The 17,419-nt window shown below is 67.1% G+C and carries 16 protein-coding genes and 1 riboswitch; of the genes, 9 read left to right on the top strand and 7 right to left on the bottom strand.

Features of this window, described 5'->3' with window-relative positions; all coding sequences use genetic code 11:
• Window positions 1–161: 161 nt before the first annotated feature.
• On the bottom strand, window positions 162–1,259 hold the full coding sequence (locus tag L6D89_RS17280; protein WP_236200615.1) for a 3-deoxy-7-phosphoheptulonate synthase: 1,098 nt from the start codon (window positions 1,257–1,259) through the stop codon (window positions 162–164).
• A gap of 302 nt (window positions 1,260–1,561) precedes the next feature.
• On the bottom strand, window positions 1,562–1,696 hold the full coding sequence (locus tag L6D89_RS32620) for a hypothetical protein (RefSeq protein WP_256205205.1): 135 nt from the start codon (window positions 1,694–1,696) through the stop codon (window positions 1,562–1,564).
• A 144-nt stretch (window positions 1,697–1,840) separates the two neighbouring features.
• Between L6D89_RS32620 and L6D89_RS17285 the strand changes: the two genes are divergently transcribed.
• Both L6D89_RS17285 and L6D89_RS17290 read left to right on the top strand, forming a co-directional pair.
• A complete protein-coding gene (locus tag L6D89_RS17285) occupies window positions 1,841–2,848 on the top strand; it encodes a magnesium chelatase ATPase subunit I (protein WP_236200616.1) in 1,008 nt (335 codons plus the stop codon).
• 2 nt (window positions 2,849–2,850) lie between these two features.
• Window positions 2,851–3,510, top strand: a complete 660-nt coding sequence (locus L6D89_RS17290) for a vWA domain-containing protein (RefSeq protein WP_236200643.1) — start codon at window positions 2,851–2,853, stop codon at window positions 3,508–3,510.
• 189 nt (window positions 3,511–3,699) lie between these two features.
• Here L6D89_RS17290 and L6D89_RS17295 read toward each other — a convergent pair whose 3' ends face one another.
• The 4 genes from L6D89_RS17295 to cbiE all read right to left on the bottom strand — a co-directional run bounded on the left by L6D89_RS17295 (window position 3,700) and on the right by cbiE (window position 7,625).
• A complete protein-coding gene (locus L6D89_RS17295) occupies window positions 3,700–4,323 on the bottom strand; it encodes a glutathione S-transferase family protein (RefSeq protein WP_236200617.1) in 624 nt (207 codons plus the stop codon).
• 213 nt (window positions 4,324–4,536) lie between these two features.
• Window positions 4,537–5,262, bottom strand: coding sequence for a cobalt-precorrin-6A reductase (locus tag L6D89_RS17300; protein WP_236200618.1), 726 nt, complete (start codon window positions 5,260–5,262; stop codon window positions 4,537–4,539).
• Complete coding sequence (locus L6D89_RS17305; RefSeq protein ID WP_236200619.1) at window positions 5,259–6,356, bottom strand: cobalt-precorrin-5B (C(1))-methyltransferase; 1,098 nt, start codon at window positions 6,354–6,356, stop codon at window positions 5,259–5,261. Before L6D89_RS17305 ends, L6D89_RS17300 begins: the two co-directional genes overlap by 4 nt.
• A 66-nt stretch (window positions 6,357–6,422) precedes the next feature.
• Complete coding sequence (cbiE, locus tag L6D89_RS17310) at window positions 6,423–7,625, bottom strand: precorrin-6y C5,15-methyltransferase (decarboxylating) subunit CbiE (protein ID WP_236200620.1); 1,203 nt, start codon at window positions 7,623–7,625, stop codon at window positions 6,423–6,425.
• Between the two features lie 67 nt (window positions 7,626–7,692).
• Window positions 7,693–7,933, top strand: a riboswitch (cobalamin riboswitch).
• Between the two features lie 79 nt (window positions 7,934–8,012).
• On the opposite strand from cbiE, the gene cobG reads away from it, so the two are divergent.
• The 7 genes from cobG to L6D89_RS17345 all read left to right on the top strand — a co-directional run bounded on the left by cobG (window position 8,013) and on the right by L6D89_RS17345 (window position 16,727).
• A complete protein-coding gene (gene cobG / locus L6D89_RS17315; RefSeq protein WP_373874962.1) occupies window positions 8,013–9,368 on the top strand; it encodes a precorrin-3B synthase in 1,356 nt (451 codons plus the stop codon).
• Entirely contained in the window at window positions 9,361–9,987 is a 627-nt protein-coding gene (locus tag L6D89_RS17320; protein ID WP_236200622.1) for a precorrin-8X methylmutase, read from the top strand. Before cobG ends, L6D89_RS17320 begins: the two co-directional genes overlap by 8 nt.
• A complete protein-coding gene (locus tag L6D89_RS17325) occupies window positions 9,987–10,727 on the top strand; it encodes a precorrin-2 C(20)-methyltransferase (RefSeq protein WP_236172379.1) in 741 nt (246 codons plus the stop codon). Before L6D89_RS17320 ends, L6D89_RS17325 begins: the two co-directional genes overlap by 1 nt.
• A complete protein-coding gene (cobJ, locus tag L6D89_RS17330; RefSeq protein ID WP_236200623.1) occupies window positions 10,727–12,376 on the top strand; it encodes a precorrin-3B C(17)-methyltransferase in 1,650 nt (549 codons plus the stop codon). The genes L6D89_RS17325 and cobJ overlap by 1 nt, the downstream gene beginning before the upstream one ends.
• Before the next feature lie 305 nt (window positions 12,377–12,681).
• Entirely contained in the window at window positions 12,682–13,179 is a 498-nt protein-coding gene (locus tag L6D89_RS17335; protein WP_236200624.1) for a sigma-70 family RNA polymerase sigma factor, read from the top strand.
• Complete coding sequence (locus L6D89_RS17340) at window positions 13,176–14,150, top strand: FecR domain-containing protein (protein WP_236200625.1); 975 nt, start codon at window positions 13,176–13,178, stop codon at window positions 14,148–14,150. Before L6D89_RS17335 ends, L6D89_RS17340 begins: the two co-directional genes overlap by 4 nt.
• Window positions 14,151–14,282: 132 nt before the next feature.
• Window positions 14,283–16,727, top strand: coding sequence for a TonB-dependent siderophore receptor (locus L6D89_RS17345; protein ID WP_236200626.1), 2,445 nt, complete (start codon window positions 14,283–14,285; stop codon window positions 16,725–16,727).
• Window positions 16,728–16,889: 162 nt separating this feature from the next.
• Here the strand turns inward: L6D89_RS17345 and L6D89_RS17350 are convergent, their stop codons facing one another.
• Entirely contained in the window at window positions 16,890–17,078 is a 189-nt protein-coding gene (locus tag L6D89_RS17350; RefSeq protein WP_236172374.1) for a hypothetical protein, read from the bottom strand.
• Window positions 17,079–17,419: the final 341 nt, after the last annotated feature.

Consider the following 17,419-nt stretch of genomic DNA (forward strand, 5'->3'; position numbering starts at 1 on the left):
TTCATCCTGCACCGGTCAGTCCCCTCTCCCGCTTGCGGGAGAGGGTTAGGGTGAGGGGCTTTTGATCTTGCGGGACCGAGGGGACACCTAGTCCTTGCTCGCGAACCCGCCACCGCTGCGGGGCCATGTTCGCGAGCAAGCTCGCTCCTGCAGGAAGAGCCTCAGCCCCGGCGCAGCCGCTCCGCCGCGTTCAGCAGCAGCGCCTCGGTGCCGCTCCAGCCCAGGCAGCCGTCGGTGATCGAAACACCGTAGCGCAGCTCGCCGGACAGCGGCTGGCAGCCGTCGAACAGGTGGCTCTCCAGCATCACGCCGCGCAGCGAGCCGTCGCCGGCCAGGCGCTGGTCGAGCACGCTGTCCAGTACCGCCGGTTGGCGCAGCGGGTCCTTGCCGCTGTTGGCGTGGCTGCAATCGACCATGATGCTCGAGTCGAGACCGAGCTTCTCCAGCCCCTTGCGAATCTGCTGCACGCTGGCCACATCGAAGTTCGGCCCGGCGTGCCCACCGCGCAGCACCAGATGGGTGTCCGGGTTGCCCTGGGTCTGCACCAGCGAAGGTCGGCCCTGCGCATCGATGCCGAAGTGCTGGTGCGGGTGCGCTGCCGAGCGCATGGCGTCGGTGGCGATGCCGATGCTGCCATCGGTGCCGTTCTTGAAGCCCACCGGCAGATCGAGACCACTGACCATCTCGCGATGCACCTGGGATTCGCTGGTACGCGCACCAATGGCGGCCCAGCCCAGCAGGTCGTCGAAGTAGCCGGCCACCAGCGGTTGCAGCAGTTCGGTGGCGACCGGCAGGCCGCGTTCGAGCATGCCCAGCATCAGCCGGCGCGACAGCTCCAGGCCGCCGGCCATGTCGCCGCTGCCGTCCAGCTGCGGGTCGTAGACCAGGCCTTTCCAGCCGATGGTGGTGCGCGGTTTCTCGACGTAGGCGCGCATCACCAGCAGCAGCTGGTCGCTCACTTGCGGGGCGAGTTCGGCGAGGCGGTCGGCGTATTCGAGGGCGGAGACAGGGTCGTGCAGCGAGCAGGGGCCGATCACTACCAGCAGGCGTGGGTCGCGGCCATCGAGTACGGCGCGGATCGCGTCGCGGCCTTCGCGGACGCGGTGGGCCATGGCAGCGGACAACGGCAGGTGCTGACGCAGTTCGGCGGGGCTCGGCAGCGGTTGTTCGCGGCGACGAGCGGAGGGCAGCGGCAGGTCGAGGACTTCGGCGGTGGCTGCGTGTGCTTGGCGGATCAGGGTGGAGGTGGAAGCGTTCATCTGACTGGCATCCTTGGCCGGCGCGGTGGTCGTTCCGCGCTCGGCGCTCTATCTAAGTGTTCGTGGCAAGGCTCGTTGGGTGGCACGCAGCGCGCTGCTAAATCGCCAGTCGGAGTTGCGGTAATAGCGGTAGTCGGTGGTATAGGCGGTCATGTGTCGATCCTCGGTCTGAGCGTTTTCGCTCGTTGCAATGCGTTGGGCCTTGTGGGCTTTGAAAAACAAAAACCCCGGTCGGGTTGCCGACCGGGGTTTTGGGAAACTGTCTGGTTGGCGACCCTGCTTGCTAGGGCGCCTGTGGGGTATCAGGCGCGCCTTTGGCTAAACCAATACCCATAGAAGAAATAACCGGCAGCAGCGGCCAGGACCTGCGCGCGAGCGACCACGGAGCCGATGGCACCGAGGCGGGCGAGGGACTGGATGGACAGGCTGGACGGCATGATGTTCTCCGTGGAAGTGGGACCAAGTTACTGCATCGCGGCGTGCCGATCAATGACTTGGCTCTATCGTTCCGATGGACATTGGTCGCACCTCCTGCGCCCGGTTCGCTACCATGCACGGACGAAATCCGCAGGAAATCCCCCATGAGCGCCCTTCCCCACTTCCCCCTGGCCGCCGTCGTCGGCGCCGATGAGCTGAAGCTGGCCCTGTGCCTGGCGGCCATCGACCCCGCCATTGGCGGCGTGCTGATCGAAGGGCCGCGCGGGATGGCCAAGTCCACCCTGGCGCGCGGTGTCGCCGACCTGCTGGACGGCGGGCGCTTCGTCACCCTGCCGCTGGGCGCCAGCGAGGAACGCATCGTCGGCACCCTCGACCTGGACGCGGCGCTGGGCGAAGGCCGCGCGCAGTTCTCCCCCGGCGTGCTGGCTCACGCACACGGTGGTGTGCTCTATGTGGATGAAGTGAACCTGCTGCCTGACCACCTCGTCGACCTTCTGCTCGACGTGGCCGCCAGCGGGGTCAACCTGATCGAACGCGACGGCCTGTCCCACAGCCACCCGGCGCGCTTCGTGCTGATCGGCACGATGAACCCCGAGGAAGGCGAACTGCGCCCGCAGCTACTGGACCGCTTCGGCCTCAAGGTGCAACTGCACGGCACCCCGGCGCCGACCGAGCGCGCCGAGATCGTTCGCCGCCGGCTGGCCTTTGATGCCGATGCGCAGGCCTTCCTCATTCAATGGCAAGGTGCGCAACAGGCACTGCAACAGCGCTGCATCGATGCCCGGCAGAGCCTTGCCGCGATTGCGCTGGATGATGCTGCATTGAACGAGATCGCCGAGCGCTGCCACGCCGCCGGCGTCGATGGTTTGCGCGCCGACCTGGTCTGGTTGCGCGCAGCCCGTGCCCATGCAGCCTGGCGCGGCGCCAGCGTCATCGAGCAGCAGGATATCGATGCAGTGGAGCACTTCGCCCTCGCCCATCGTCGCCGGCATGCACCAGCGCAATCAGCCACACCTCCGCAGTCTTCGCCCAGCCAGGCACAAGCGCAGTCCAAAGCCTCCAACGGCGAAGGCCAGTGGGGTGAACTCCCCGCCCAGAGCGTCGCCGTGGGCGAGCGTCGGCAACTGGCGGGCTGGCCAAAAAAGCCCTGAGCATCCGCCCGCGCCCGGCCCCAGGCGCGGATGCCAACCCCCGACCCGGCCAGCTCGCCGGCGGCCGCAGCGGCGCCCGCCAGCCGGGCGCGCACGGCCGAATCGACTGGCCCGCGACCCTGCGCAACGGCCGCCCGCAATGCCGCGCCGAGCTGGTACTGCGCGCCCGCAGCCGCAAGCCCGGTGAACTCTGGCTGGTGATCGTCGACGCCTCTGCCAGCACCCGCCGCCACGGCGCCCTCGCCCAGGCCAAGGGGCTGCTGGCCGACACTTTCGAACAGGCCTATCGCCGACGCGCGCGCCTCGCCGTGCTGCACGCTACCGGCGCGCAAGCGCGCTGGCTGTGGCAGGGCCAGAAGGCCTCTGCTCAATTGCAGGAGTGGCTGGAGCAACTCGGCGCTGGCGGCGGCACGCCGCTGATCGAGGCGCTTGAGCAAGCCCGCGAGTGGCTGGACAAGCGCCAGCGACAGAAACCGGGCGAGCGCCAGCGCCTGCTGGTACTCACAGATGGCCGCCTGCGCGACTGGCCGGCATTGCAGCCGCTGGCTTGCCCGGCGCTGGTGGTGGATATCGAGGGTGGCGCGGTGCGGCTTGGCCGTGCGGAAAAACTGGCGCAGGAACTGGGCGCGGAGTATCGGCCTATTGGTGAACTCCCTGCGTGAGTCACCAAGAGTCACCAAGAGCCCCTCACCCTAGCCCTCTCCCAGAGGGAGAGGGAACAGTCCTGTGCGCTCTGCTCGAACAACGTTCGCCGGCTAACGCCGATACATTGCCCCACTCAAAACGCCCCCTTCTCCCCCAGGGAGAGGCCTGGGGTGAGGGTCGTCCCCTGGCACCGATTTCCGCTCATCTCAAGGTTCCCCATTGCGCCCATGCAACAGGAACCCCGGTCGCTCGCTCAGCCGCTCGTAGTAGGCGGCGACTGCGAGCAGTTCCGGGCGCTGCATGGGCGTCAGGTACCAGCGGTTTACCGACAGGCCGAGCACGACATCGGCAAGGCTGAAACAGGCCCCGGTGACATAGCTGCCAGTACGCTGCAGTTGTCGGTCCAGCAGGGCCATGCAGTGGTTCCACTGCGCCTCGCTCAGGGCGATGGCGGATTCGTCGGTATGGCTGGGGCTGTTGCGTACGCGGGCCATGAACGCATAGCGCCAGGCGTTGTTCAGTTCGGTGGCCTGCCAGCCCATCCATTGTTCCACCAGCGCCCGCTCGCGCGGCGAGGTCGGCAGCAATTCGCCCCGCGGGTACTGGGTGGCGAGGTAGCTGCAGATGGCGTTGGATTCCCAGAGCACGAAGTCGCCGTCGACGAGGACCGGCACCATGGCGTTGGGGTTGAGCGCGATGAATTCCGCCGAAGCAGTGGAGCGGAAGCCCGTGCCCCAGTCTTCCCGCTCGTAGGGCAGGTTCAGTTCGGCGCAGGCCCAAAGCACCTTGCGCACGTTGATCGATGAAGCGCGTCCGAGGATACGCAGCATGGTGTCACTCCCTGTGAAAACCGGGGCCCAGCATAGAGCCAGGTGCGCCGGCGGAGAAGAGACGCTACAGCTGTAGGAGCGAGCTTGCTCGCGAACCACTACGAAGCGGTGAACTCCCCGGAACAGGTCGCCCCACAGAGCCTTCCTCGTGGCTCAGTGGCAGAAGCACTGGCGGCTCGGAGAAGGCCGATGGGTTCGCGAGCAAGCTCGCTCCTACAAAAGGCGACCCTCCAAGGCAGCCCACAGCGAGTCGATGCTGTCGAACTCGCAATCCACCGCGGGCAGCAATGGCCGCGCCAGAATCAGCACTGGCACGCCGCGCTCGCGGGCGACCTGCAGCTTCGGCTCGGTGGCCTGGCTACCGCTGTTCTTGCTGACCAGCACGTCGGTGCCCAGACGATTGAACAACTCGCGCTCGCCCTCCAGGGTGAACGGGCCGCGCGCGCCGAGCACTTCAGCGCGCGCGGTGCCAGGCTGGCTTTGCAGACAGCGCACGGTCCAGTGCTGGTGTGCGGGAATCTCGTCCAGGTGCTCCAGCGGCTCGCGCCCCATCGTGAACAGCGGACGGCGGAAATTCTTGAGTGCCTCGATCAACACAGGCCAGTCGGCGACCTCACGCCAGTCGTCTCTTGCCCCAGCCTGCCAGCCGGGGCGACGCAGCGCCCAACAGGGCACGCCAGCCAGTTGCGCGGCGCGGGCAGCGTTGGCGCTGATCTGCGCGGCATAGGGATGGGTGGCGTCGAGCAGCAGGTCGAAGCCCTGCTCGTGGATAAACTGGCCAAGACCTTCGGCACCGCCGTATCCACCGACGCGTACCTCGCAGGCCAGACCATCCGGCACCTTGCCCAGACCGGCGAGGCTGTACAGGTGTTGAGGCCCCAGACGGCGCGCAATGCTCAGTGCCTCTCCGATTCCGCCCAGCAGCAATATGCGCTTCATCGCGCCTCCAGCGCCTCGCCCACCAGGTTGCCCTGGCGGTCGATGGCGAAGACTTCCAGTTGTACGTCGGCCGGCACGATGCGCCGGGCAATGGCCAGTGCACGGGCACAGACTGCATCGCCCAGGGCGACGCCCTCCCCGCGGCACAACGCCAGCGCCTGCTGGCTGGTGTTGGCCTCGCGCATGCGCTGCTGCAGGTCCGCCGAAGCGCCGACTTCCGCGGCCCACTCGGCCAGCTGTGGCAGGTCGATGCTGGAGTGACGGCTGTGCAGGTCCATGTGGCCGGCGGCGAGCTTGCTGATCTTGCCGAAGCCACCGCAGACGCTGAAGCGCGCCACCGGCCCCTTGCGCAGGTGCTTGAGCGCGGCGCCAGCGAAGTCGCCCATCTCGATCAGCGCGGTATCGTCGAAACCGTAGCGACGGCGCATGGCGTCCTCGCTGGCGTTGCCGGTGCAGGCGGCGAGATGACGGAAGCCGTTGGCACGGGCGACATCGATGCCCTGCTGGATCGAGGCGATGTAAGCCGAGCAGGAGAACGGCCGGACGATGCCGGTGGTGCCGAGGATCGACAGGCCGCCAAGGATGCCCAGGCGCGGATTCATGGTCTTCAGCGCCAGCTCGGCGCCGCCCTCTACGTTAATGGTGACCTCGAAGCCACCGGCATAGCCGCACTCGGCCGCCAGTGCCGCGAGGTTGTCGCGCATCATCTGGCGCGGCACCGGGTTGATCGCCGGCTCGCCCACCGGCAGGACCAACCCCGGTTTGGTGACCGTGCCGACGCCAACGCCGGCATGGAAGCGCACGCCGGGCTCGACGCCCAGCGTCACGCGAGCGAAGACCAGCGCACCGTGGGTCACGTCCGGGTCATCACCGGCATCCTTCAGCGTACCGGCTTCAGCCCCCTCGGCGGTGCGCCGGCAGAACTCCAGGCGCAGCGTCGCGTTGCGTTCTTTCGGCAGGACGATCTGCGCGGCATCCAGCACTTCGCCGGTGAGCAACAGGCGCGCTGCGGCGAGGCTGGTGGCGGTAGCGCAACTGCCGGTGGTGTAGCCGCTGCGCAGCGGGCGGGGTTCTTCGGGCGTCTCGTCACGCATAACGAGCAGCATCGTAGGATGGGTGGAGCGAAGCGATACCCATGCAGTCGCGGTACGAAAAACGCTTCATTCCTTCCAGACTTCCAGCAGGGTGATCGGCAACGCCGCGCGCCAGGTATCGAAGCCGCCGAGCGGTTGCGCCTGTGATACCGACAGACGGGTCAGCTCGCCACCCACGCGCTCGCGCCAGCTCACCAGCGCCGCCTCGCTCTGCAGGGTCACGGCATTGGCGACCAGCCGGCCACCGGGCTTCAGTTGCTCCCAGCAGTGCTCGAAGATGCCGGGCAGGGTGACACCGCCGCCGATGAAGATCGCGTCCGGGCGCTCCAGCCCCTGCAACGCCTCCGGCGCGGCGCCGCAAACCAATTGCAGCGCCGGTACGCCGAGGGCATCGCGATTGAAGCGGATGTGCTCCTGGCGCCCTTCGTTGGCTTCGATGGCCAGCGTGCGGCAGCTCGGATGCGCACGCATCCATTCGATGCCGATGGAGCCGCAGCCGGCGCCGACGTCCCAGAGCAGCTCGCCGGGCTTCGGCGCCAGCCGCGCCAGGGTCACGGCGCGCACATCGCGTTTGGTCAGTTGGCCGTCATGGCGGTAAGCGTCGTCAGGCAGGCCGGTGGTCAGTGGCAGACGAACCGCGCCCATGCCGGCAACGCACTGCACAGCCACCAGGTTCAGCGCAGCGGTCTCGCTCTGCGACCAGTCGCTGGCGAGCCCATCGATGCGGCGCTCCGCCTCGCCACCCAGGTGCTCCAGCACGCTGAGGCGACTTGCACCGAAGCCCCGCTCGCGCAGCAGCGCGGCGATGGCCGCCGGGCTGTCGCCATCATTGCTGAGGATCAGCAGCTTCGTACCGTCGTGGATCTGCGCGTTGAGTGCGGCCAACGGCCGCGCCACCAGCGACAGCAGCGTGCAGTCCTGCAACGCCCAGCCCATTCGCGCGGCGGCGAGCGAGGCGGAGGACGGCGCGCTAAGCACGAGCATTTCCGCGGGCGGAATCTGACGGGCAAGGCTCGCGCCAACGCCGAACAGCATTGGATCACCGCTGGCCAGGACGCAGGTCGGCTCGCCGCGCCGGCGCAGCACCGGTTCCAGGCTGAACGGGCTCGGCCAGGCCTGGCGGCGGGCGCCCAGGCAGTGCGGCAGCAGCTCCAGCTGGCGCGGTGCGCCAATCACTTCGCTGGCGGCAAGCAGGGCGCGGCGTGCGGCCTTGCCGAGGCCGGCATAACCGTCCTCGCCGATGCCGACGATGGTCAGCCAGGGCGTCATGAAATGTCCTCAGGGGTGCGACGATCGATCCGACGGGCAGGCTTTTCCTGCCTTCGGGCAAAGCAGGCATAATACCCGCTTCGTCGGTGCTCGTAGGACGCTTCGCCTTTCGTGGTGAGGTTTCCCAGAGCCGAAGAGGGAACACGGTTAAGCCGTGGCTGCCCCCGCAACTGTAAGCAGCGAGTCCGCGCAATGCGGCGACACGAGAACAGCGTTCCGTGCCGCCGGCCAGGCCACTGGGCAACCGGGAAGGCCGCGCTGGATGAGGACCTGCCAGCCAGGAGACCTGCCGACGAAACCAGTCGCGCGTGCAGACATCGAGCGGGGTGTATCGGTGTCGTGAAGTCCCCCTATGGGGGATTCGCAGGTCACCGCGACCCAGCCCTGGTGACCTCAGTGCAAGACTCCTCAGCCCTGCCCGTCCGCCCGCATGCCTGCCCCGGCCTGCTGCGCATCGTGGCCTCCCGCGATGGCGGCATCTGCCGCATCAAGCTGCCCTGCGGGCAATTCGACGCCGGCGCCGCACGCGCCATCGCCCTGGCCGCCGAGCGGCATGCCGCTGGCGTGCTGGAAGCGACCAACCGCGCCAACCTGCAGATTCGTGGTGTGCAGGCCGGCGCCGAGAATGCGTTGAGCCGCGAACTGCTGGCCGCTGGACTCGGCCCGCGGGAGCTGGCAGCGGATGACGTGCGCAACCTGCTGGTCAGCCCGGCCCTGGGCCTGGACGCCTGCAGCACTTTCGATGCGACCCCGCTGGCCCGCCAACTGCTCGACCTGCTGGAGCGCACCCCGCGCCTCCATGGTCTGTCACCCAAGTTCGGCATCCAGCTGGATGCCGGCGAGGCGCTGGCGATGCTGGACCACCCCAACGATATCTGGCTGTCGGCCATCGCAGACAACGCGACGCCACTGTTCGCCTTCGGCCTGGCCGGTTGCCCGCCGCAGCGCGAGAGCGACCGCCCCGCCCTCGCCGCCGTCTCCGCCGAGCAGGTGCCGCAACTGGTGGAAACCCTGCTGCACCTGTTCCTCGATCTCGCCGGCGATGGCCAGACACGCATGCGCCACCTGCAAGCGATGCTTCGCGACGAAGTGCTGCTGGAGCGCCTGCAGCAGCGCCTGCCCTTCACGCTGCGTCTCGGGCCGGCTGTGGATAACTGGCGACGTCCTGCACCGAATGCTTTCGGCCATCTGGGGATTCAGCCTCAGCGCCAACCGGAACGCGTCATGGTCGGCGCGGGATTCGTCCTCGGACGTCTCGACAGCACCACGCTGTTCGGCCTGGCAGAACTCGCCGAGCGCTTCAGCGGCGGACAGCTGCGCCTGACCCCCTGGCAAAGCCTGATCCTCCCCAACGTGGCGCAAGCCGATGCCGCCGTCGTGCTCGGTGCGCTGGCCAACCTCGGCCTGCTGGTCGATGCCGCGCAACCGCTGTCCCGTCTCATCGCCTGCAGCGGCTCCAGCGGTTGCGCGCGTGGGCTGGCCGATACCAAGGCCGATGCCTTGCGCCTGGCCGAGCGCCTGCGCCATGCGCCGCCGGCCGGCGTGCACCTGTGCGGCTGCCCGCGCTCCTGCGCCGCCGCCCACGTCGCCCCCTACACCCTGCTGGCCGTCGCCGACGGCCGCTATGACCTGTTCCGTCGCGCCGATGGCGTGGCCGGCTTCGGCCTGCCGCTGGCGCGCAACCTTTCCCTCGATGCCGCCGGCGATCTGCTGGCCGCACCCGGAGCTCAACCCGATGCTTGATTACATCCGCGACGGCCAGGCGATCTATCGCCAGTCCTTCGCCACCATCCGCGCCGAAGCCGACCTCAGCGGTATTCCTGCCGACCTGGAGAAACTGGCCGTGCGCGTAATCCATGCCTGCGGCATGGTCGACGTCGTGCAGGACCTGCGCTTCTCCAAGGGCGCCGGGGCTATCGGCCGCGCAGCGCTGGCCGCTGGCGCGCCGATCCTCTGCGATGCGCGGATGGTCGCCGAGGGCATCACCCGCGCGCGTCTGCCGGCGCATAACGAAGTGATCTGTACCCTCAACAATGCCGATGTCCCCGAACTCGCTCGCGAGCTGGGCAACACCCGCTCGGCGGTGGCGCTGGAGCACTGGCGTGAGCACCTCGAAGGCAGCGTGGTGGTGATCGGCAATGCGCCGACCGCGCTCTTCTACCTGCTGGAAATGCTCGACGCCGGCGCACCGAAACCGGCACTGATCCTCGGCTTCCCGGTGGGATTCGTCGGTGCCATGGAGTCCAAGGACGCCCTCGCCGCCGACAGCCGTGGCGTGCCCTACGTGATCGTCCGTGGTCGTCGTGGCGGCAGCGCGATGGCGGCCGCAGCGGTGAACGCCCTGGCCACGGAGGTGGAGTGATGACCGGCCGCCTCATCGGCCTGGGCGTCGGCCCGGGTGATCCGGAACTGCTGACCCTCAAGGCCCTGCGCCTGCTGCGTGCATCGCCGGTGATCGCGTACTTCGTGGCCAAGGCCAAGCACCACGCCGGCCAGGGCGGTAACGCCTTCGCCATCATCGAGCAGCACCTGCTCGATGAGCAGCAACGCCTGCCGCTGGTCTACCCGGTGACCACCGAAAAGCTGGAGCCGCCGCTGACCTATGAAGGGGTGATCAGCGACTTCTACGACACCGCAGCCGCACAGGTGGCCGAGCATCTGGATGCCGGCCGCGACGTGGCGGTGATCTGCGAGGGCGACCCGTTCTTCTACGGCTCCTACATGTACCTGCACGACCGCCTTGCGGATCGCTATGACACCGAAGTCGTGCCCGGCGTCTGCTCGATGCTCGGCAGCGCGGCGGTGCTCGGCGTGCCGCTGGTGTACCGCAACCAGAGCCTGTCGGTACTTTCCGGCGTGCTGCCGGAGGACGAACTCAAGCACCGCCTGGCCGACGCCGATGCGGCCGTGGTGATGAAGCTCGGCCGCAACTTCGACAAGGTCCGCCGTGTACTGCGCGAGCTGGGCCGTGACGGCGGCGCGCACTACGTCGAGCGCGCGACCATGCGCGAGCAGCGCATCGTCGCGCTGGATGACGTTGACCCGATGGCCTCGCCCTACTTCTCGATGATCGTCATCCCCGGCCAGCGGTGGAACGGTTGATGCGCGCCGCTATCGTCATTCTCGGCCAGGGCGCGTTGGCCACGGCCCGGCGCCTGCAGGGCGTTTATCCACAGGCGCGCGTGATGGGGCTGAAAGACCGCGTCGTAGGTGCCGATGAGTCCTACGCGAACTTCGGCGATACCCTGCGCCAGCTTTACCGCGACGACACCCCGATCATCGCCCTGTGCGCTGCCGGCATCGTCATCCGCACGCTCGCCCCGCTGCTCGTCGAAAAGGTTGCGGAGCCACCGGTGCTGGCGGTCGCCGAAGATGGCAGCGCCGTGGTGCCGCTGATCGGCGGGCTCGGCGGGGTGAACCGCATGGCCCGCGAGATCGCCGCCACGCTGGAAGTAGCGCCAGCGATCACCACCAGCGGCGAGCTGCGTTTCGGCGCCTGCCTGCTCGACCCGCCAGAAGGTTACGCCCTGGCTGATATCGAACAGGGCAAGCGCTTCGTCGCCGACCTGCTCGGCGGCGACACCCTGCGCATCGAGGGCGATGCGCCATGGCTGGACGCACTGGACCTGCCGCTGGCCGAAGACGCCGCGCACACCTTGCGCATCGACGCCCGCGCCGAAGGCATCGCGCAGAACGAGCTGCGCATCCATCCGCGCGTCGTGCTCGCCCATGTCACGCTGGTGGATTCCCAGCTACCTGAGCGCATTCGCCAGGGCCTTGCCCAGACGGGCCTGGCGGAAGGTGCGCTGGCCGCGGTAATTGCGCCACGCTGCCGCATGGCCGACCCGGCGCTGGCCAGCGCCGCCGCCGAGATGGGTTTACCGTTGCGCTTCATCGCCCCCGATGAAACGCTGCCGCCGGAGGTGCTGCATGGCGACTCCTTCCACCTCCACCGCGCCGCTACACCCGCTGAAGCCGAAGGCATTGGCCAGCCACGCGGGCGGCTCAGCGTGATCGGCCTCGGCCCCGGCGCCAGCGACTTCATGATCCCCGCCGTACGCCGTGCACTGGACGAAGCCCAGGACCTGCTCGGCTACGAGACCTACGTGAAGATGGCCGAGCCCCTGCGTGAAGACCAGGTGCGCCACTGCACGGATAATCGCGAGGAAATGCAGCGCGCCCGCCACGCCTTCGAACTGGCCGCCAGCGGGCGGCGCGTCGTGGTGATTTCCTCCGGAGACCCCGGCGTATTCGCCATGGCCGCCGCGGTAATGGAAGCCCTGCACGAGAGCGAAGACCCGCACTGGCATGGCGTGGAGCTTGAGGTGCTGCCGGGCGTGTCCGCCGCACTGGCCGCCGCCGCCAAGGCCGGGGCGCCGCTGGGGCACGATTTCTGCCTGATCTCCCTGTCAGACAACCTCAAGCCCTGGGAAACCATCGAGAAACGCCTCGACCATGCCGGTGCCGCCGACCTGGCCATGGCCTTCTACAACCCGATCTCCAAGGCGCGACCGTGGCAGTTGGGGCGCGCGCTGGAAATCGTCCGCCGCCACCGCAGCCCGGAAACCCTGGTGGTGCTCGGCCGCGACATCGGTCGCCTGGCGGAGGCCCTGCGCGTCGTCACCCTCGGCGAGCTGACGCCGGAGATGGTCGATATGCGCACCCTGGTGATCATCGGCTCGTCGCTGACCCGGCGCTTCCCCCGTGCTGGCGGTGGCGACTGGGTGTACACCCCGCGCTGGTATCGCTGACGATCAGCTCCTCGAGCCGCAATCGTCTGCGACAGCCGCCGCAGGATGGCGTGGGGCGAAGCGGTACCCATCAATGTCCTGCCAATCAGGCCGATGGGTATCGCTTCGCTCCACCCATCCTACGAACTGCGCAGATCTGTAGGAGCGAGCTTGCTCGCGAACGGATTTCCCGGCAGTTCCGGTGCCAAGCAGTTCGCGAGCGAGCTCGCTCCTACAGGGAACACTGGAGCCTCAGACACATCTTGCAAATGGCCATCGCCTTGTTGAAAATGCGATAAATTATCATTTGTAACCTTTGCGCGCCCATGTCCTCGACCTTCGACGTCCAGTCGCTCTACAGCGACCATCACGGCTGGCTGCACAACTGGCTTCGCGGCCGGCTGGGCAATGCCGCCGATGCCGCGGACCTGGCCCAGGACACCTTCCTGCGCGTATTGCTCAGACCCGAGCGCGTCGAACTGCACACCCCACGCGCGTTCCTACGCACCGTCGCCCGTGGCCTGGTGATCGACCACTGGCGTCGCCAGGAGCTGGAGCGCGCCTACCTCGACGCCCTTGCCCATCTGCCGGAGGCGCAGGTGCCGTCGGCAGAAGAGCAGCACAGCATCCTGCAGTTGCTGGAGAACATCGCCCGCCTGCTCGACGGCCTCAAGCCGAAGGTGCGCAACGCCTTCCTGCTGGCCCAGTGCGAAGGCATGCCCCACGCGCGGATCGCCGAGGAACTGGGCGTCTCGGTTCGCTCCGTGGAGCGCTACATCGCCGAGGCGCTGTTCCACTGCTACCAGCTGCGGTACGCCGAGTGAGCGGCGCCAGCGCCACGCCCGATCCACGGGTGGTGAAGCAGGCCATCCAGTGGACCCTGCGGCTCAACGGCAATGCCGATCCCGAGCTCCTCAGCGCCTGCGAGCACTGGCGCCAGGCCAACCCCGAGCACGAAATCGCCTGGCTGCGGGTGCAAGCGCTGAACAGCGAGCTGGCGGCCGGCTACCAGGCCGTACCGGGCGCACGGGTGGTGCTGGAGACCCTGGAAAACTCCACTCAGCGTCTGCAGCGACGCCAGGCGCTCAAGCTGCTCTCGACCTTCGCCGTCGGCGCCTCTGCGCTATGGCTGGCCCGCGAAGTCGCACCCTGGCAACGCTGGATGGCGGACTTCAGCACAGCGATGGGCGAGCGCCAGCGCTTCACCCTGGCCGATGGCAGCGTGCTGCAACTGAACACCGACAGCGCGGTGAATGTGCGCTTCGACTCGAGCCAGCGTCTGCTGACCCTGGAACGCGGCGAAATCCTCCTGAGCACGGCGAAGGACACTTCACGCCCACTGCGGGTGAGCAACCGGGATGGTCTGTTCGAGGCGCTGGGTACGCGGTTTGTCCTGCGCCAGGACGAGCGCAGCACACGCCTGAGCGTCGAGGAAGGCTCGGTGGCCATCGCTCCGCGCGTGCGCGGCCGGACCACTGCGATCGCCGAGTCCGGGCAGACTTTCGAGATCAACGGCGACAGCGCCCTCCTGGCCGAACGCAGCAACATGGACAGCGCCGCCTGGGCCGACGGCCTGATCGTCACCCGCGACATGCGCCTGGCCGACTTCCTCGCTGAAATCGCTCGCTATCGACACGGGCACCTGCACTGCGATGCCAGCGTGGCCGACCTGCGCCTGTCCGGCGTGTTCCGTCTGGATGACACCAACCAACTGCTCGCCCTGCTGCCGCAGACCCTGCCAGTGCGGGTGGAGAAGCGGACGGACTGGTGGGTGACGGTGAATGCCCGCGGCTGAGAATTCCGCTCCTACACACGACCCTCAAATAATATCTCTTCGCAATCGAGAATTATTTTTGTCGGGTTTCACCGCCTCGGCCGGCAAGGAGGAATACCCCGATCATTTCCCTTGTCCCCGGAATCCCCAAACATGCGAGCCGTTCACGTCCCGATGCCCTCCCCCGCCCTGCCCCGCGCCAGCCGGCTGGCCCATGCCGTGCGCGGCGCGCTGCTCTGCGCCAGCCTGGGAGCCAGCCTGCCGCTGAGCGCCGTCGCCGCCGATGCCGCGACTGTCACCAGTAGCCGCGCCTACGCGATTGCGGCCGGGCCCCTGGGCGAGGTACTGAACAGTTTTGCCCGTGAGGCGGGAATTACCCTGTCGGCTACTCCCGAGCAAACCCGTGGCCTGAACTCGTCCGGGCTGAACGGCACCTACTCGGTGGATCAGGGCCTCGGACGCCTCCTGGCGGACACCCCGCTGGAAGCCGTGGACCAGGGCAACGGCAACTTCGTGCTGCGCCCGGCTGCCCCCACCGATGTGCTGGCCATGCCCTCCAGCGACGTGTTCGCCCTGGGCAACGCGCTGGGCGAGGCAGACGGCTACCTGGCAACCCACAGCCAGATCGCCACCAAGACCTCCAAGTCCCTGCTGGAAACCAGCCAGAGCGTCTCGGTGATCACCCGCGAGCAGATCGACGACACCGCGTCGAAGACCGTGCAGCAGGCGATCCGCTACACCCCCGGCATCTTCACCGGCCAGGTCGGCGCCTCGAACCGCTACGACTACATCGTCATGCGCGGCTTCGCCGACAACAGCGTGGACAACATCTACCTCGACGGTCTGAAGGCCATGGGCGACAGCGGCACCTTCAGTTCGATGCAGATCGATCCGTACTTCCTCGAACGCATCGACGTGCTCAAGGGCCCGTCTTCGGTGCTCTACGGCCGCAGCCTGCCCGGCGGCCTGGTGGCGCTGACCAGCAAGAAGCCGCTGTACGAGGACTACCACCAGATCACCGGCACCGTGGGCAACATGGGCCAGAAGGAGATGGGCTTCGACTTCAGCGGCCCGCTGGATGAGGAAAAGCGCATCGCCTATCGCCTGGTCGGCCTGGGCAAGGGTTCGGACACCCAGTTCGACCACGTCAAGGAAGAGCGCTACGCCATCGCCCCGACCCTGGCCATCGACTTCACCGACGACACCACGCTGACCCTGCAGGGCTACCTGCAGCACGATCCGAACGGCGGCTACCACGGGGGCGTCCCGGCGGATGGCGCGCTGTTCCACCACAACGGCCAGAAGATCTCCCGCGAATTCTTCGATGGCGAACCGAGCAAGGACGACTTCGACCGTACGCAGCGCATGTTCGGCTACCAGCTGGAGCACCGCTTCGACGACGTCTGGACCGCGCGGCAGAACTTCCGCTACCTGGACTCCGACGTCGACCTCTCCCAGGTCTATGCCTACGGCTGGACCGCGCCTGGCGAAAACACCCTGAACCGCTACTTCTCCGGCGCCAGCGAACACCTGCAGGCGTACATCATCGATAACATGACCCAGGCCGAGTTCAACACCGGCGCCGCCAGGCACACCCTGCTGATGGGCCTGGACTACCAGAAGCGTCGCACCACCGTGGACTGGCGCTCGGGCTCGGCGCAACCGCTGGATGCCTTCGACCCGCACTACGGCAACGACGCCATCAGCTACTACCCCGACGACAACCATACCCGTCGCCTGGAGCAGACCGGCGTCTACCTGCAGGACCTCATCGACATCGACAACTGGCGCTTCTCGCTGGGCATGCGCGAGGACTGGGTGACGGTCGAGGACAAGAACCGCAGCAGCGGCAGCAAGGCCGACGACGACTGGAAGAAGTTCACCGGGCGCATCGGTGCGCTGTACCTGTTCGACAACGGCATCGCGCCGTACATCAGCTACTCCGAGTCGTTCAACCCCAACGCCTACTCCGACCAGTCCGGTACGCCGCTGGAGCCGACCGAGGGCAAGCAGTGGGAAGCCGGCCTGAAGTTCCAGCCCGAAGGCAGCCGCAGCCTGTACACCGCGTCGATCTTCCACATCACCCAGGAGAACGTCGCCTCCAAGGAGCCGCAGGACAACTTCTACACCTCCGTGGGCGAAGTGCGCTCCCAGGGCCTGGAACTGGAAGCCCACACCCAGGTCACCGACAACCTCAAGGTGCTCGGCAGCTACACCTACACCGACATCACCTACACCAGGTCGCTGGACGGCAACCAGGGCCACACGCCGAACCAGGCGCCCAAGCACATGGCCTCGCTGTGGGCCGACTATGGCTTCAACGCCGGCCTGCTGGACGGCCTGACTCTTGGCGGCGGCGCCCGCTACGTCGGCGAGACCTGGGCGGACAAGGAAAATACCCTGCGCGTACCGGACTACACCCTGGTGGATGCGCGCATCGGCTACGACCTGTCCCGCGTCGGTCTGAAAGGTCTGGACGTCAGCCTCAACGCCAACAACCTGCTGGACAAGGACTACGTGGCGTCCTGCTACAGCCTGGACTTCTGCTACTTCGGCGAAAAGCGCAACGTCACCGCGACGGTGAACTACCGGTTCTGACCGCTCGCCGCCCAGCTCGCCGGGTTGCACTTTTTGTAGGAGCGAGCTTGCTCGCGAACGCGTCACACCGTGCCAACCCGGTTCGCGAGCAAGCTCGCTCCTACAGGCAAACCTCGCACTCATTAGCCCCGTGGCGCAGCCGGCGCCACGGTTTTTTACCCTTCAGAACTCCGCCGCGTGGCGGTAGCGCGCTTCCAGTTCCAGGGATACTCGATAGGCTTGCGCCTCACCTTCGGTGTGGAAGATACCGACCAGCTGGCCTTCCTGGTGCACATCCCAGCAACGCCCACCGAGGGCGCGGAACTCGCGGGATTTATGGTCATCGTCACGCTCGGTCACTGTAATGCTCATGTCTTTTCTTCTCCGGTGTTGCCGTACATCAAGGCAGCTCCAGAATCATTCAGTTAGCCAGCTAATTAAATAGTCGATTTCGAGAAAGACTTTTACAAGACTTCGCCGAAACGAGCGTACCAAGTTTCGCCACTGCACTCGCGCGAAGAGAGAGTCCAATCAACTTTAAAACACGTCGTCGCGAACACTTTACAGGTATTGTTTCAGCCACTTTACATAGTCGCGAAACATTGGAATTGGCTGTATTTCAACTTCAACTAAGCCCTTGGATTATTTGCTTGAAAGCCAAACCAACCTGAGCTTGCCTTAAACACTCGAAGTGTCATCAGGCTTGCCAGGGA

The organism is Pseudomonas pseudonitroreducens (genome assembly GCF_021603645.1).
Classification (GTDB): Bacteria; Pseudomonadota; Gammaproteobacteria; order Pseudomonadales; family Pseudomonadaceae; genus Pseudomonas; species Pseudomonas pseudonitroreducens.

Coding starts and splice junctions, on each gene's coding strand:
- L6D89_RS17345 (WP_236200626.1), top strand. CDS start 14,283: ATGCGAGCCGTTCACGTCCCGATGCCCTCCCCCGCCCTGCCCCGCGCC.
- L6D89_RS17305 (WP_236200619.1), bottom strand. CDS start 6,356: ATGCGTGACGAGACGCCCGAAGAACCCCGCCCGCTGCGCAGCGGCTAC.
- L6D89_RS17295 (WP_236200617.1), bottom strand. CDS start 4,323: ATGCTGCGTATCCTCGGACGCGCTTCATCGATCAACGTGCGCAAGGTG.
- L6D89_RS17280 (WP_236200615.1), bottom strand. CDS start 1,259: ATGAACGCTTCCACCTCCACCCTGATCCGCCAAGCACACGCAGCCACC.
- L6D89_RS17350 (WP_236172374.1), bottom strand. CDS start 17,078: ATGAGCATTACAGTGACCGAGCGTGACGATGACCATAAATCCCGCGAG.
- cobJ (WP_236200623.1), top strand. CDS start 10,727: ATGCGCGCCGCTATCGTCATTCTCGGCCAGGGCGCGTTGGCCACGGCC.
- L6D89_RS17285 (WP_236200616.1), top strand. CDS start 1,841: ATGAGCGCCCTTCCCCACTTCCCCCTGGCCGCCGTCGTCGGCGCCGAT.
- L6D89_RS17325 (WP_236172379.1), top strand. CDS start 9,987: ATGACCGGCCGCCTCATCGGCCTGGGCGTCGGCCCGGGTGATCCGGAA.
- cbiE (WP_236200620.1), bottom strand. CDS start 7,625: ATGACGCCCTGGCTGACCATCGTCGGCATCGGCGAGGACGGTTATGCC.
- L6D89_RS32620 (WP_256205205.1), bottom strand. CDS start 1,696: ATGCCGTCCAGCCTGTCCATCCAGTCCCTCGCCCGCCTCGGTGCCATC.
- L6D89_RS17300 (WP_236200618.1), bottom strand. CDS start 5,262: ATGAAGCGCATATTGCTGCTGGGCGGAATCGGAGAGGCACTGAGCATT.
- L6D89_RS17320 (WP_236200622.1), top strand. CDS start 9,361: ATGCTTGATTACATCCGCGACGGCCAGGCGATCTATCGCCAGTCCTTC.
- L6D89_RS17335 (WP_236200624.1), top strand. CDS start 12,682: ATGTCCTCGACCTTCGACGTCCAGTCGCTCTACAGCGACCATCACGGC.